Origin of the sequence: Nonomuraea terrae (assembly GCF_044465245.1) — a bacterium.
Taxonomy (GTDB): Bacteria; Actinomycetota; Actinomycetes; order Streptosporangiales; family Streptosporangiaceae; genus Nonomuraea; species Nonomuraea terrae.
On record NZ_JBITLL010000009.1, the window covers coordinates 509,016 to 522,418 of the forward strand.

Genomic DNA, 13,403 nt, shown 5'->3' on the forward strand with positions numbered 1-13,403 from the left:
CGGAGGTGGGTGGTGTCGGACCTGCTTTCTACCACCGGGGTCCGACAGTTTCCCAAGGATTTTCCGGCGGGCCCGCCCCTACACGATCGGGGTGCGCAGCGTGCCGAGCCGGTCGATCTCGACCTCCACCACGTCGCCGGGGCCGAGCAGCCACGGCGGCGTCCTGACGTACCCGACCCCCTCGGGCGTGCCGGTGGCGATCACGTCGCCGGGGTTGAGGGTGAGCGTACGGCTGATCAGGGAGAGCACCTCGCCGACCGGGAAGATCATGTCGCGGGTGTCGCCGTCCTGCACGATCGTCCCGTTGACCCGGGTACGCACCCGCAGCCCGTCCCGCAGGTCGCCCACCTCGTCGGCGGTGACGATCGGCCCCATGGGCCCGCTGCGGTCGGCGTTCTTGCCCAGCGTCCACTGGGAGGTGAGCTTCTGGGCGCGGCGCGCGGTCAGGTCGTTGAACGTGGAGTAGCCCAGCACCGCCGCGAGCGCGGTGCCGGGGTCGGCGTCGCGGACCGGCTCCGCGACGTACGCGGCCACCTCGCCCTCCCAGTCGAGCCCCGCCTCCCCGGACGGCACGGGAACCGGCACGTCGCCCACGCTCAGCGAGGCCGTCCACCGGCCGAACAGCGTCGGATGCTCCAGCACCTCGAAGGAGCCCTCGGCGGCGTGCGCCCGGTAGTTGAGCCCGACGCAGATCACCCGCGCCGACGCCGGCACCGGCGGCACGAACCGTACGGAAGCAGCGGGAACAGGGGAGCCTTCCCTGGCGAGGCAGCCGCGCGCGTCCGCCCAGAACTCCCCCACCTCGGCCAGCACCATGACCTCGTCGCCGGACAGGCGCGCGACGCGCACCGCGTCGTCGCCCGGCAGCAGCACTCCCGCGAGCTTCACCGGCCGTCCTTCCAGTCGAGCGGCACCATCCTGAGGTCGAACTCGATCTCCTCGTACGGGCCGTCCATCTCCCACCCGTCCGTACGCGGCCGCGGCTCGACGACGAGCTCCTGCTTGACCGCGTACGCCGCGTCGGACTCCAGGTACGGGTCGCCGGCCAGGAACACGTGCGTGGTCAGCGGGCGGTGGCCGCCGGCCGTGACGCGGTAGTGCAGGTGGGCAGGGCGCATCGGGTGGCGTCCGACGGCGCGCAGCAGCCTGCCGCCGGCGCCGTCGGTGGGCACCGGGTAGCTGCTCGGCCGGATGGTGCGGAACGCGTAGCGGCCCTCGGCGTCCGTGGTGAACAGGCCGCGCAGGTTGCCGGTGTCCTGGGCGTCGTCCTGCGTGTCGTACAGGCCCATGTCGCTGGCCTGCCACACGTCCACCCGCGCGCCCGCGAGCGGCGTGCCGTCGCAGTCGAGCACCCGCCCGTGCACCACTGTCGCCACCCCGCGCTCGCGCTCGGGGCCCGTGCTGATCCAGGCGCCGGGCTCGCGCTCGGGCGCCGGCGAGTGGAACGGCCCCTCGACCGACGACGGCGTCATGCCCTCGGGGCCCTCGTTGTTGACCTCGTCGACCGCGCTGGTCAGGCCGAGCATGTCGGACAGCAGGATGAACTCGTTCCTGTCGGGCGTGCACATCTTGCCGGTCTCGATGAGGAAGCCGATCCCCGCCAGCCATTCCTCGTCCGTCGGGCGCACCTCCTCCACGAAGGCGTGCAGGTGCTTGACGAGCCCGGAGACGAGCTCGTTCACGCGTGGGTCGGGCCCGTCGATCTGGCTCAATACCTGTCGTAGCAGCGGGGTCACGGCGTTTCTCCTCTGTCCAGTCCAGGCGGGAGCGTATCCCGAAATGACCACTGATAAATAGAATGGTTCGGGTGTTTACCGGAGTACCCCCCACCCGTGCCGAAGCCCTCGCCGCCGACATCGAGACGATGATCGGCGAGCGCGGCCTCGGACCGGGCGACCTGATCGGCACCCTCGACGACTTACGCGAGCTGTCCGGCTACGGCCGCGCGACGATCAGCGAGGCGGCCCGGCTGCTCAGCGACCGCGGCACGGCGGAGATCCGCCTCGGGCGCGGCGGCGGGCTGTTCGTGACCGATCCCAACCCGGTGGTCCGGCTGCGCCACACCCTGCTCACGGTGCGCTCGCAGCCGACGACGGTGGCCGACGCGATCGCCGTACGTGAGGCGCTCGAACCCCTGATCGCCGCGGACGCCGCCCGCCACCGTACGAAACGGGACGTCGCGGACCTGCGCCGGCTACTCACCGCGCTCGGCCGGGCGACGTCGAGCACCGACGCCTTCATGCGCGCCAACTGGGCCCTGCACGAACGCATCGCCGAGATCACCCCGAACCACCTGGCCAGGGCGGTCTACCTGGCGATGACCCGATACGTCCGCGAGCAGTCCGAGCACGCCGCCCCCGCCGCCCGCCCCGCCGGCTACCTGGAGCACCGCCTGGCCGTCCACACGGAACTGGTCGAGGCCGTCATCGACGCCGACCCCGCCCGCACCCAGACCGCCGTCACCCGCCACCACTCCCCCGGCGATCCCGGCACCACGTCGTGAGCCGGTCAGCCCTCCGGTGTGAGGTCGGCCTCGAAGCGGATCTCGACCTCGTCGTTGAGCTTGAGGGCGCCGAAGAACGCCGAGTACGGCTTGATGCCCCACTGGGACTGCACGATGACGGCGGAGCCGCGGGCGTGGGCGGCGTCGAGCGTGCCCTCCACCACGAGCGGCCGGGTCGCGCCGGCCAGCTCCAGGTCGCCCTCGATCCGGAACGACTCCGGGGTCCCCCCGATCCCGCGCGACCGGAACGTGATGGCCGGATGCCGGCCGACCTGCAGCACCTTCTCCCGCATGGCCTTCTCGATGTCGCGGCGGTCGGAGTCGGACAGCGGCTTGACGCCGCCGGTCCCCTCCCGAACGGCCAGCGACCCGGCCTCGACCTCGACGGTCACCGACGAGCCGGCCGGGTCGGCGGGATCGACCATGGCGACGCCGTGCCAGCGGGTGGCCTCGATGGTGAGATCGTGGCCGGCCTTCGCCCCCAGCCCCGTGCGGGTGGTGAGCACGACGAGCCGCCCCGTGTCGGGCCCCAACGCATAACGACCAGCAGAAATGCTCACACATCCAGCGTAACCGGGCGCTGACCGCAGGCAAGGGGCGGGGACTCACCGGCTTCACAGTCCAGAGGTGAAGCAATCGCACTAGTCTCGAAGTGATCCCGGTCACATGGAGGCGATCGGTGCATGGGCGATCTCGATGGGAACGAGGCTCCTTCGCAGGAGAACGGGAGCCCGCCGCGGGAGGACGGCTCCCCTTCACCGGGTGAGGCTTCGCGGCGGAACGAGGCCTCCTCATGGGAGGACCTCGGCACGGCCGTGAAGGTCGCGCTGGTCGGGGCGCTGGCGAGCGCGGTCGTCGGCCTGCTGCTGGCGCCGTGGACCAGCCTGTTCCGCGGCCTGCCGGTGCAGGCGCAGCTGTGGCTGCCGCTCGGCGTCCTGATGGTCGCCGCATGCCTGATGTCCGGCCCCGTGCTGCGCCGGTTAGGCCCCCGGTACAAGCCCCAGCTGCGGCTCGGCCTGTGGGCGCTCGGCGGGGCGGGGCTGAGTCTGCTGGTCTGGGTCGTCTTTCCGGTGGTCACCGCGGAGGAGCGGTGCCCGGTGCCGGCCGAGTTGCGGCTCGTCACCGCGCCAGAGACCGTGGCGGCGCTCACGGCGCGGGCGCAGCGGTACGTGCGGGAGAACCTCCGCGACGGCTGCCCCCTCGTACGGATGACCGTCGCGCCGGCGCCGCCGCCCGTCCACCTGGAGGACGCCTTCAGCAACGACTGGGAGTGGAACGAGGACCGCCGCGACCAGCCGTACGCCCGCCTCTACGACCTGCAGCCCGACGCCTGGGTCGCCACCACGCGGGCCGAGCCCGACGAGCTCAGGAGGAACGGCCACAAGACGATCGGCCCGCCTGAGCTCCAGGTGGGGCGTGACCAGCTCGTGCTGGCGATGACCGAGCGGCGCCGCGACGAGCTCGGCAGGCACATGGACGACCCCGCCGCCTACTCTCTCAGCCAGGTGTGGGACGTCCTGACCGACAAGATGGACATGTCGGTCGCGCGGCCGTTCCCCGAGACCTCCGTGGCGGCGCTGATCGGCACCGGCGACGTGTTCGAGCGGGCGCTCCGCGTGGCCCCCAACCGCGAGGCGGAGAGCGGGCTGGTCTCCGCCGGGCTCGGCGCCGACACGGTGCCGTCGCTGCTGTGCTCGTTCGGCCGGCTCGCCGACGAGGTGCCACCGCCGACCTCCGGCGGCGCGACCCGCGGGGGGACGGGCGCGATCTCCGACCCCAAGGTCGTGCTGCTGGTGCCGGGGCACAGCGTCGACGACTACAACGCCGGCCGCGTGGCGGGCTGTCCCGGCGAGACCGGTGACGGCATCGACCTCGTCGCCGTACGCCACCAGGAGCTGAGCACGCTCGACTACCGCTACGTCAAGGTGATGTGGCAGGGCCAGCGCTCGGCGGCGCGGGAGGCGATCGTCGACCACTTCGGGGCGTGGCTGAGCCGCAATCCGCTGTTCCCCGGCATCCAGGTGTCGAGCGAGTTCCCGGTCGGCGGGGAGTCGCTCGGTGAGCTGAGGACGCGCCTGCTCGACGAGCTGCGTCCCCGCCTCGACCTGCGGGTGATCGTGGACACCTCGGGCTCGGCGGACCGCCCGGTGCGCGTCCAGGCCGCCGAGGCGCTGCGCGCGCAGAGCCGGATGCTGGGGCCGCGCGACCATCTGCAGGTGTTCGGCCTGCACAGCCTGACGCCGGACGGCGAGGCCCGGGTGACCGAGCTGACCGGGCGCAACCAGCTCGGCGGCAGGACCGAGCTCGACCGGCTCGGCACGGTCGCCACGACGATCGAGCACACCCCGTTCGACCAGTGGGACGCCCCCGTCTCGGCCTCGCTCCGCAAGCTCGGCGACGGCGAGGAGGCGGTGGCCGCGCCGGTGGTGGTGCTGACGGACGGCCGCCTGTTCGACAACGAGGGGCCCGCCGCCGCCGAAGTGCTGGCGGGAGCGCTCCAAGAGGCCGGCGCGGTCTCGGGCCTGTACGTCGTCGTCTTCGGCCAGGACCGGTGCGGGGTGACCGAGCTGCGGGCGGCGAAGCCGTACCGGTGCGCGACAGCCGGCACCAGTGCGGAAGAGGCGATCACCAGGGCCATCATCACGGTGAGAGGGTGGCGATGACAGCGACCGACCACCGGCACACCCTGCTGGCGGCCGGCCTGGGGGCCGCGCTGATGGCGGTGGTCCTGCTGGTCAACTCGTGCCTGGCGGCCGGCGCCGCGGCGCCGGGGCCGCCGGCGCCCTCGATCACCCCGATCACGGTGCCGGCGACGTCCCCGGAGGACTGCGGCGCGCGCGACGACGAGCTGGTCGTGGCGACAGGCGACGACGTCAGCACCGGCAGCGTGCGGCGCGAGGTGATCCACGAGTGGAACGAGCTCGTCATCCCCTCCGACCCCGACTCCAGGCTGCCCGGAGACCCGCGCGCGGAGCTGCTGGAGCTCTCCGGCAGCACCGACGTGCGGCGCGCCCAGATGGCGGCGCTCGCCCAGTCGGGCAGCTGCCAGTACGACGTGCTGGTGCTGGACGTGGCGTGGGTGGCGGAGTTCGCCCGGCACGGCTACATCCGCCCCATCGACCTGGACACCGGCCCGCGGAGGGCCGACCGGTTCCTGCCCGGCCCCCTGCGGGCCGGGCAGATCGACGGCGAGCAGTTCGGCGTGCCGTTCGCGGCGGACGCGCCGCTGGAGTTCCGCCGGCGGGACGGGCAGCCGGGCGGCTACCTGCTGCAGCTGGTCGACAGGGAGATCGGCACGATCAACTACCTGGAGATGATCGAGCTGGGCGGCGGGAGGGTGCTCGACGGCGACGACCGCACCCGCGTGGCCCTGGACGACGACCCCGACGGCACGTGGAACGCGCTGAACTCCACCGGCGCGGAGGCGGTGATGCGGGAGTCGCTGACGATGGACGAGGACCGCAGCATCGTGGCGTTCAAGGAGGGCCGGATCGGCGACCGGCCGGTGTCGGCCATGCGCAACTGGCCTTTCGCGTTCCACCAGCTGGCGGCCGATCCGCGCATGCGCGGGTCCGACCAGCGGCTGCGGTTCGAGGTGCGCGCGCCCGGCACGGACGGCGGCGTGCTGGGCGGCTCGGTGCTGGCGATCTCGGAGCACATCAGGCCGGACAAGGTCGCGCCCGCCATGCGCCTGATCGGGCGGCTCACCGGCGAGGAGGCGCAGGGCCGGCTGTTCGCCTGCGGCGGCTACGGGCCGGTGCTGACCTCGGTGTACGAGCGGTACCGCGCCGGGGGCGGGCCCACGTGCCCGCGTCAGGACGGCTCCGACATCACCAACCCGAGCCTGGCGGAGCTGGCCACGCTGGCACAGGAGATCAGGCGGTCGATCGAGCTGGCCAGGCCGCGGCCGAAGTCGCCGTACTACGCGCAGTTCAGCGAGGCGTTCCGGCGTTGCGCGCGCGGCGTGTGGGAGAGCAGGGTGCAGCGGGAGACCTTCTTCTCGGCGGCCCCCTCGTTGCAGGAGACCCTGAACGGCCGGCTCCCTGCCGGTCCTCCGCTCTGCTAGTCACGCAGAGTGGCGGAAAATGTGCGACGCGTGCGGCGCGCGGGCTATCTTGGGGGCGGATTCGCCGTACGGCCGGCGAGAAGACGAGAGCGCACGGGTCGCCATGGACGAGCACGTCATCACCATCCGCTGGGTCGACGCCCCCGACGAGGTCGCCTTCCACGACTTCGCCCAGGGCACCTACAACACCTTCTCGTGCAGTTGCGGGCTGCCGCTGGACGGCCGGGAGGCCGCCGCCCGGCACGCCGCCGAGCACGGCCAGTGCCCGATGTGCCTCGGGGCCGGCACGATCTCCATCAGCCCGCACGACACGGGCGGCTGTGACGGCTGCGGGGGCTCGGGCAGCACGGAGTCGCGCACGGTGACGGTCGAGGCGCGGGTGACGGAGAGCTTCGTGCGGGAGGTGGCCGAGCTGCTGCCCGACGAGTTCGGGCTCACCGACGTGGTGGCGGTGCTCGAAGGACGGCTGCGCGGCGGCGTCGAGACCGTGCTGTCGGTGGCGGCGGGGCTGATCCGCTATCTGGAGGTGCAGGGGCGGATCGTGTTGTGCACGGCGCCCGACCACCTGCCGGCCGACGGGGTGCGGCAGCACTACGACGACCCCCGGTGGATCCGCATTCGAGCAATGTGACCGTTTTGCGGCAATTGATAGGTTAGTGACGGTTGCGTCGGGAATGATCTCGACGGCCCCCGTTCACCGACCCCGAGAGAGCTCTCCCATGCCCGCTGACGCCCCTCTGGTCCTCGCGTGACGGTCACGGCCTGGGTGGCGGTGGCCGCGTTCCTCGGGGCGTACGCGCTGATCGCCACCGAGAAGGTGCACCGCGTCGCGGCGGCGCTCGGCGGAGCGGGCATCATGCTGCTCATCCACGCCACCGACGCGGGCGCGGCGTTCTTCGACGAGCGCTCCGGCGTCGACTGGAACGTCATCTTCCTGCTGCTCGGCATGATGGTCATCGTCGGGGTGCTGAAACAGACCGGCGTCTTCGAGTACCTGGCCATCTGGGCGGCCAAACGCGCCAAAGGGCGGCCGTTCCGGCTGCTGGCGCTGCTCGTCCTGCTCACCGCGGGCGCTTCGGCGATGCTGGACAACGTCACCACCGTGCTGCTGATCGCGCCCGTGACGTTCCTGGTGTGCGAACGGCTGGCGCTGCCGGTGGCGCCGTTCCTCATCGCCGAGGCCATGGCCTCCAACATCGGCGGCGCCGCCACCCTGGTCGGCGACCCGCCGAACATCATCATCGCCAGCCGCGGCGGCCTGACCTTCAACGACTTCCTCGTCCACATGGCCCCGCTGATCGTGGTGCTGGTGGCGGTGTTCCTGGGGCTGTGCCGGTGGCTGTTCAGGAAGTCGTTCCACTACGACGCCGAGCGGGCGGCGGCGGTGATGGCGCTGAACGAGCGCGAGGCCATCGGCGACCGGCGGCTGCTGGTGCAGTCGCTGGTCGTGCTGGCGCTGGTCATGGCGGCGTTCGTGCTGCATCCGGTGCTGCACTACGAGCCCTCGGTGGTCGCGCTGCTGGGCGCCGGCGTGCTGGTCGCGGCCACGAAGGTGACGACCGAGGACGCGCTCCGCGAGGTCGAGTGGCCGACGCTGGTGTTCTTCGCCGGACTGTTCGTCATGGTGGGCGCGCTGGTCGAGACCGGCGTCATCGGCCAGATCTCGCAGGCGGCGGCCGAGGCCACCCACGGGCAGCTGGGCCTGACCACGATGCTGCTGCTGTGGGCCTCGACCGGCCTGTCGGCCGTGGTGGACAACATCCCGTACGTCGCCACGATGAGCCCGATCGTCGCCGACCTCGTCCAGGCCAACGGCGGGAACGGGCCGGCGCAGGTGTTGTGGTGGGCCCTGGCGATCGGGGCGGACCTCGGCGGCAACGCCACGGCGGTGGGGGCGGCGGCCAACGTCGTCATCATCGGCATCGCCGCCCGCAACGGCACCCCGATCACGTTCTGGCAGTTCACCCGGTACGGGGTGGTCGTCACGCTGGTGACCGTGGCGCTGTCGGTGCCGTATCTGTGGCTGCGTTATCTCATCTGACAGGTCATCTGACGGGTCATCTGAGGGGCAGCACGTCCACGCCGCGGTCGGCCTCGCCGCGGGAGCCGAAGAGGCGGCGCTCCGACTCGTCGATGCGCACGTCGTTGATGCTCGCCTCCCTGCGGTGCATCAGGCCCTCCTCGTCGAACTCCCACAGCTCGTTGCCGTAGCTGCGCCACCACTGGCCGGAGGCGTCATGGCACTCGTACTGGAAGCGGACCGCGATGCGGTCGCCGGACCAGGCCCACAGCTGCTTGCGCAGGGCGTAGTCGAGCTCCTTGTCCCATTTGCGGCGCAGGAAGGCGCGGATCTCGTCGCGGCCGGTGACGAACTCGTGGCGGTTGCGCCAGACGGAGTCCACCGAGTACGCCTGCGCGACGAGATCGGGGTCGCACGTGTTCCAGGCGTCCTCGGCCGCCTGGACCTTGATGAGGGCGGTCTCCTCGGTGAACGGCGGGACGGGCGGGCGGGACATGGTCGCCTCCTCGGCGGTCGGAGAACGGGCGTTCTCCCCCTATCCTAGAGAACCACCGTTCTCCATCCGCGCGAGGAGTCATGGAACACGCCGAACGCCTTCTGGCCGCGGCCTCCGAGCTGTTCTACCGGCGCGGGGTCCGCGCGGTCGGCATGGACGACGTCAGGGCCGCCTCGGGCGTGTCGCTCAAACGCCTCTACCAGTGTTTCCCGTCGAAGGAGGCGCTGGTCGTGGCGTACCTGGAGCGGCGCGACGAGCGCTGGTTGTCGGCGCTGACGGGCTACGTGGCCGAGCACGAGGGCTCGGTGGAGGCGGTGTTCGCCTGGCTGGAGCGATGGTTCGCCGAGGACGACTTCCGCGGCTGCGGCTTCGTCAACGCCCACAGCGAGCTCGGTGCGACCTCCGAGACCGTCCGCGACGTCGTGCGCCGGCACAAGCAGCGGCTGCGCGACCACCTGCGCGGGCTCGCGGAGGCGGCGGGCGCGCGCGATCCCGGCGTGCTGGCCGAGCAGCTGCTCGCCCTGGTCGACGGGGCCACGGTGACCGCGATGGTCGACCCCGGACGCGCGACGGCGGCGGCGCGGGCGGCCGGGCAGGCCGCCCGCGCGCTCGTCACAGCAGCTTGTCGAGGGTGATGGGCAGGTCGAGCACGCGCCGGCCGGTGGCGTGCCGCACGGCGTTGGCCACCGCGGCGGCCGCCCCCGTGATGCCCACCTCGCCCACCCCGAGCAGCCCGAGCGGCATGGTCGGGTCGGGGTCGTCGAGATAGTGCACGTCGATGCGGGGGATGTCGGCGTGCACGGGCACGTGGTACTCGGCCAGGCTCGGGTTCACCACCCGGCCCGTACGGGGGTCGACCAGCGCCTGCTCCGACAGCGCCATGCCGATGCCCATGACGATGCCGCCGCGCAGCTGACCGGCCGCCGTCTTGGCGTTGACCACCCGGCCCACGTCGAAGACGCCGAGCCAGCGCGACACGCGTACCTCGCCGGTGTCGGGATCGACGCGCACCTCGCAGAACTGCGCCCCCGACGCCGCCCGCACCCACCGCCTGCCGTCGCGGGCGGTCCTGGCGAGGAACCCCGTCCAGCCGCCCTTGACCGCCGCCTCCACATGGTCGCGCCCGGCGGCTGCCAGGATCTCCGCGTACGTCCGCCCGCTCCCGCCGTGGAACAGGCCGCCGTCGCGGGCCTCCACCTCCTCCGGCCGCCGGCCGCGCAACGGAGGCCCGGCCAGCGCCAGCACCTGCCGCTTCAGCTTGTCGCAGGCGGCCAGCACGCTCCCGGCCGCGCTCACGGTCTGCCCCGACCCTGCCGCCATGGGGCCGTTCGGCAGATCGGAGTCGCCGAGTTCGACGCGTACGGACTCCAGCGGCACGCCCAGCTCGTCGGCGGCGATCTGGGCCTGCACGGTCGCCGCGCCCACCCCGATCTCGTGCAGGCCGCAGCGGACCACGACCGTGCCGTCGGCGCCCAGCCGCACGGTCACGCTCGCCGGCATGCGCAGCGTCGGATGGTAGGCCGTGGCCACCCCCATGCCGACCAGCCACCGGCCGTCCCGCATCCTGCCGGGCCGCGGGTCGCGCTCGCGCCAGCCGAACCGCTCGGCTCCCAGCGCGTACGCCTCCCGCAACATCCGGTGGGAGAACGCCTTGCCGGTGAGCGGGTCGCGATCGGGCTCGTTGCGCATGCGCAGCTCGATCGGGTCCATGCCGAGCTCCCAGGCCAGCTCGTCCACGGCCGACTCCAGGGCGAAGGTGCCGATCGACTCGCCCGGGGCGCGCATCGCGGTGGGGGGCAGCAGGTCGAGGCGGACGAGGCTCTGGCGCAGGTGGATGTTCTGGGCCGCGTACAGATGGTGGGAGGCGGAGGTGATCTGCTCGGGCATGCCGCCCGAGCGGGCCACGCTGGTGTGGATCAGCGCCGTGAGCCGTCCGTCGCGGCCGGCGCCGAGCGCCACCCGCTGCGTGCTCGGCGTGCGCCCGCCGACCGTGTGGTAGACGGCCTCGCGGGTGAGCGCCAGCCGCACCGGGCGGCCGGTCGCCCTGGCGGCCAGCACCGCCAGCAGCGTGCCCGCCCAGACCATGCCCTTGCCGCCGAACCCGCCGCCGATGTACGGCGCGATCACCCGGACGTTGCGCTCCGGCACGCCGAACCGCATGGCCAGGTGTTTGCGCAGGAACGCGATGGACTGTGTGGCGTCGTGCACGGTGAGCCGGTCGCCCTGCCAGACGGCGGTGGTGGCGTGCGGCTCGATCGCGTTGTGGTTGTGCGGCGGCGTGGTGAAGCGCAGGTCGACCTTGACGGGCGCGTCGGCCAGCGCGGCGTGGGCGTCGCCCTTGTCCGCCGCGCTCCGCATGATCGCGTTGCCCTTCTGCGGGACGGCGTCCGGTTCCGCGGCGGCGAAGTCGCACGCCGCGGGCGACTCCTCGTACGTCACCCGCACCAGCGAGGCCGCGTGCCGCGCGGCCTCCGGCGTCTCGGCCACCACCACGGCGATCGGCTGGCCGTTCCAGTGGACCTCGTCGGTGGCCAGGTAGTTCACCGTCGTGCCCTTGATGAACGAGCCCAGGTTGAGTCTCGACAGAGGGCGCATCGCGGGCGCGTTCTCGTGGGTGAGCACGTCGATCACGCTTCGCACGGCGCGGGCCGCCTCGGTGTCGACGGCGGTGACGCGGCCCCGCGCGATCGTGGCGTGCACGAGGGCCGCGTGCGCCAGGTCCGGGTACGGGAACTCGGCCGCGAACTTGGCCTCGCCGGTGGTCTTGGCCGGGCCGTCGGAGCGGTCGACCGGGCGCCCGACGTGCCGGACGGCCTCCGCCTGCCCGGCCTCGGCGAGTTTCGTGCTCATCCCGCGTCCCCTTCCGTGCTCAGCTCTCTCAGCGTGGCGACGATCGTGGCCTCGGCGAGCCGGCTCTTGAACGCGTTGCCCGGCCGGACGTTCGCCGTCGCCAGCTCGGCCTCCGCCGCCCGGCGGAACGCCTCTTCGCCGGCCGGGCCGCCGAGCAGCGCCTCCTCGGCCGCGCGGGCCCGCCACGGCTTGGCCGCGACCCCGCCGAGCGCCAGCCGCACGCCCGTCACCGCGCCGTCGCGCACCTCCAGGGCCGCCGCCACGGAGACCAGCGCGAACGCGTACGACGCCCGGTCGCGGACCTTGCGGTAGCGGGAGCGGGCCGCGACCGGGACGGCGGGCAGCTCCACCGCCGTGACCAGCTCGTCGGGGGCGAGGGCGGTCTCGACCTGCGGGGTGTCGCCGGGCAGCCGGTGGAACTCCTCGATCGGGATCCGCCGCGTGCCGCGCACGCTGCGCGCCTCGACGACGGCGTCGAGCGCGGCCAGCGCCACGCACATGTCGGACGGGTGCGCGGCGATGCAGCTCTCGCTCACGCCCAGGATCGCGTGCCCCCGGTTGAACCCGCCGAGTGCGTCGCACCCGGCGCCCGGCTCGCGCTTGTTGCAGGCCGAGGCGGTGTCGTAGAAGTACGGGCAGCGGGTGCGCTGCAGCAGGTTGCCGCCCACGGTCGCCATGTTGCGCAGCTGGGGCGAGGCTCCGGCGAGCAGCGCCTGCGACACCATCGGGTAGTGGTCGCGGACGCGCGGATCGGCGGCCAGGGCGCTGTTGCGGACGAGCGCGCCGATCCGCAGCCCGCCGTCCGGCAGGTCGTCCACCGTGTCGAGGGGCAGGCCGGTGACGTCGACCACGGTGTCGGGCCGCTCGATGCCCTCGCGCATCAGGTCGACCAGGTTGGTGCCGCCGCCGAGGAACTTCGCGCCCGGCTCGGTGGCGACAGCGTGCACGGCCGCCTCGACGTCGGCGGGCCTGACGTACGCGAAGGGTCTCATCTCACTTCCATGATCGCGTCGAGGATGCCGTTGTAGGCGCCGCAGCGGCACAGGTTGCCGCTCATCCGCTCCCTGATCTCGTCCTCGGTGAGCCCGGTCGCGCCGACCGCGGACGGCATGCCGGCGGCGTGCTCGGCCAGCATGCCGATCGCCGAGCAGATCTGGCCGGGGGTGCAGTAGCCGCACTGGAAGCCGTCGTGGCGGATGAACGCCTCCTGCAGCGGGTGGTCCACGCCCTCGATGGTGGTGATCTCGCTGCCGTCGTACTGGACGGCCAGGGCCAGGCACGCGTTGATCCGCACGCCGTCGGCGAGGACCGTGCACGCGCCGCAGGCGCCCTGGTCGCAGCCCTTCTTGGTGCCGGTCAGCCCGAGGCGCTCGCGCAACGTGTCGAGCAGGCTGGCCCACGGCTCCACGTCGAGCGACTCGTCGGCGCCGTTCACCTTCATCCGTATCTCGGTCACTCGCCGTCCTCC

The 13,403-nt window shown here is 72.8% G+C and carries 13 protein-coding genes; 6 read left to right on the forward strand and 7 right to left on the reverse strand.

Going from position 1 to position 13,403, the window contains the following annotated elements:
- Window positions 1–78: 78 nt before the first annotated feature.
- Entirely contained in the window at window positions 79–888 is an 810-nt protein-coding gene (locus ACIBP6_RS44640) for a fumarylacetoacetate hydrolase family protein (protein ID WP_397061040.1), read from the reverse strand.
- Window positions 885–1,736 carry a dioxygenase family protein gene (locus ACIBP6_RS44645; RefSeq protein WP_397061042.1) on the reverse strand — a complete coding sequence of 284 codons (852 nt, stop codon included), beginning with the start codon at window positions 1,734–1,736 and terminating at the stop codon, window positions 885–887. The genes ACIBP6_RS44640 and ACIBP6_RS44645 overlap by 4 nt, the downstream gene beginning before the upstream one ends.
- A gap of 71 nt (window positions 1,737–1,807) precedes the next feature.
- Between ACIBP6_RS44645 and ACIBP6_RS44650 the strand changes: the two genes are divergently transcribed.
- Complete coding sequence (locus ACIBP6_RS44650) at window positions 1,808–2,503, forward strand: FadR/GntR family transcriptional regulator (RefSeq protein WP_397061044.1); 696 nt, start codon at window positions 1,808–1,810, stop codon at window positions 2,501–2,503.
- A gap of 5 nt (window positions 2,504–2,508) precedes the next feature.
- Here ACIBP6_RS44650 and ACIBP6_RS44655 read toward each other — a convergent pair whose 3' ends face one another.
- Complete coding sequence (locus tag ACIBP6_RS44655; RefSeq protein ID WP_397061045.1) at window positions 2,509–3,063, reverse strand: YceI family protein; 555 nt, start codon at window positions 3,061–3,063, stop codon at window positions 2,509–2,511.
- 123 nt (window positions 3,064–3,186) lie between these two features.
- Here ACIBP6_RS44655 and ACIBP6_RS44660 point away from each other — a divergent pair, with 123 nt between their 5' ends.
- The 4 genes from ACIBP6_RS44660 (at window position 3,187) to ACIBP6_RS44675 (ending at window position 8,610) form a co-directional block, all read left to right on the forward strand.
- Window positions 3,187–5,166, forward strand: a complete 1,980-nt coding sequence (locus tag ACIBP6_RS44660) for a hypothetical protein (protein ID WP_397061046.1) — start codon at window positions 3,187–3,189, stop codon at window positions 5,164–5,166.
- Window positions 5,163–6,569, forward strand: coding sequence for a hypothetical protein (locus ACIBP6_RS44665; RefSeq protein WP_397061047.1), 1,407 nt, complete (start codon window positions 5,163–5,165; stop codon window positions 6,567–6,569). The genes ACIBP6_RS44660 and ACIBP6_RS44665 overlap by 4 nt, the downstream gene beginning before the upstream one ends.
- Window positions 6,570–6,672: 103 nt before the next feature.
- Window positions 6,673–7,200, forward strand: a complete 528-nt coding sequence (locus tag ACIBP6_RS44670) for a hypothetical protein (RefSeq protein ID WP_397061048.1) — start codon at window positions 6,673–6,675, stop codon at window positions 7,198–7,200.
- Window positions 7,201–7,317: 117 nt separating this feature from the next.
- Entirely contained in the window at window positions 7,318–8,610 is a 1,293-nt protein-coding gene (locus ACIBP6_RS44675) for an ArsB/NhaD family transporter (protein ID WP_397061050.1), read from the forward strand.
- A gap of 16 nt (window positions 8,611–8,626) precedes the next feature.
- On the opposite strand, the gene ACIBP6_RS44680 is transcribed toward ACIBP6_RS44675, so the two are convergent.
- Window positions 8,627–9,085: a nuclear transport factor 2 family protein gene (locus ACIBP6_RS44680; RefSeq protein ID WP_397061051.1), complete on the reverse strand. Its 459-nt coding sequence runs from the start codon at window positions 9,083–9,085 to the stop codon at window positions 8,627–8,629.
- Window positions 9,086–9,165: 80 nt separating this feature from the next.
- Here ACIBP6_RS44680 and ACIBP6_RS44685 point away from each other — a divergent pair, with 80 nt between their 5' ends.
- Entirely contained in the window at window positions 9,166–9,720 is a 555-nt protein-coding gene (locus ACIBP6_RS44685; protein WP_397061053.1) for a TetR/AcrR family transcriptional regulator, read from the forward strand.
- Here the strand turns inward: ACIBP6_RS44685 and ACIBP6_RS44690 are convergent.
- The 3 genes from ACIBP6_RS44690 to ACIBP6_RS44700 are packed head-to-tail and all read right to left on the reverse strand — an operon-like array spanning window position 9,698 to window position 13,376.
- A complete protein-coding gene (locus ACIBP6_RS44690) occupies window positions 9,698–11,935 on the reverse strand; it encodes a xanthine dehydrogenase family protein molybdopterin-binding subunit (RefSeq protein ID WP_397061055.1) in 2,238 nt (745 codons plus the stop codon). The two genes, ACIBP6_RS44685 and ACIBP6_RS44690, sit on opposite strands and share 23 nt — an antisense overlap.
- Window positions 11,932–12,927: an FAD binding domain-containing protein gene (locus ACIBP6_RS44695; protein WP_397061056.1), complete on the reverse strand. Its 996-nt coding sequence runs from the start codon at window positions 12,925–12,927 to the stop codon at window positions 11,932–11,934. The genes ACIBP6_RS44690 and ACIBP6_RS44695 overlap by 4 nt, the downstream gene beginning before the upstream one ends.
- A complete protein-coding gene (locus ACIBP6_RS44700) occupies window positions 12,924–13,376 on the reverse strand; it encodes a (2Fe-2S)-binding protein (protein WP_397061293.1) in 453 nt (150 codons plus the stop codon). Before ACIBP6_RS44700 ends, ACIBP6_RS44695 begins: the two co-directional genes overlap by 4 nt.
- Window positions 13,377–13,403 lie beyond the last annotated feature (27 nt).

Bases quoted from the DNA above. Each gene is read 5' to 3' on its own strand.
- ACIBP6_RS44660 (WP_397061046.1), top strand. From the start codon at position 3,187: ATGGGCGATCTCGATGGGAACGAGGCTCCTTCGCAGGAGAACGGGAGC.
- ACIBP6_RS44685 (WP_397061053.1), top strand. From the start codon at position 9,166: ATGGAACACGCCGAACGCCTTCTGGCCGCGGCCTCCGAGCTGTTCTAC.
- ACIBP6_RS44700 (WP_397061293.1), bottom strand. From the start codon at position 13,376: ATGAAGGTGAACGGCGCCGACGAGTCGCTCGACGTGGAGCCGTGGGCC.
- ACIBP6_RS44665 (WP_397061047.1), top strand. From the start codon at position 5,163: ATGACAGCGACCGACCACCGGCACACCCTGCTGGCGGCCGGCCTGGGG.
- ACIBP6_RS44695 (WP_397061056.1), bottom strand. From the start codon at position 12,927: ATGAGACCCTTCGCGTACGTCAGGCCCGCCGACGTCGAGGCGGCCGTG.
- ACIBP6_RS44690 (WP_397061055.1), bottom strand. From the start codon at position 11,935: ATGAGCACGAAACTCGCCGAGGCCGGGCAGGCGGAGGCCGTCCGGCAC.
- ACIBP6_RS44670 (WP_397061048.1), top strand. From the start codon at position 6,673: ATGGACGAGCACGTCATCACCATCCGCTGGGTCGACGCCCCCGACGAG.
- ACIBP6_RS44680 (WP_397061051.1), bottom strand. From the start codon at position 9,085: ATGTCCCGCCCGCCCGTCCCGCCGTTCACCGAGGAGACCGCCCTCATC.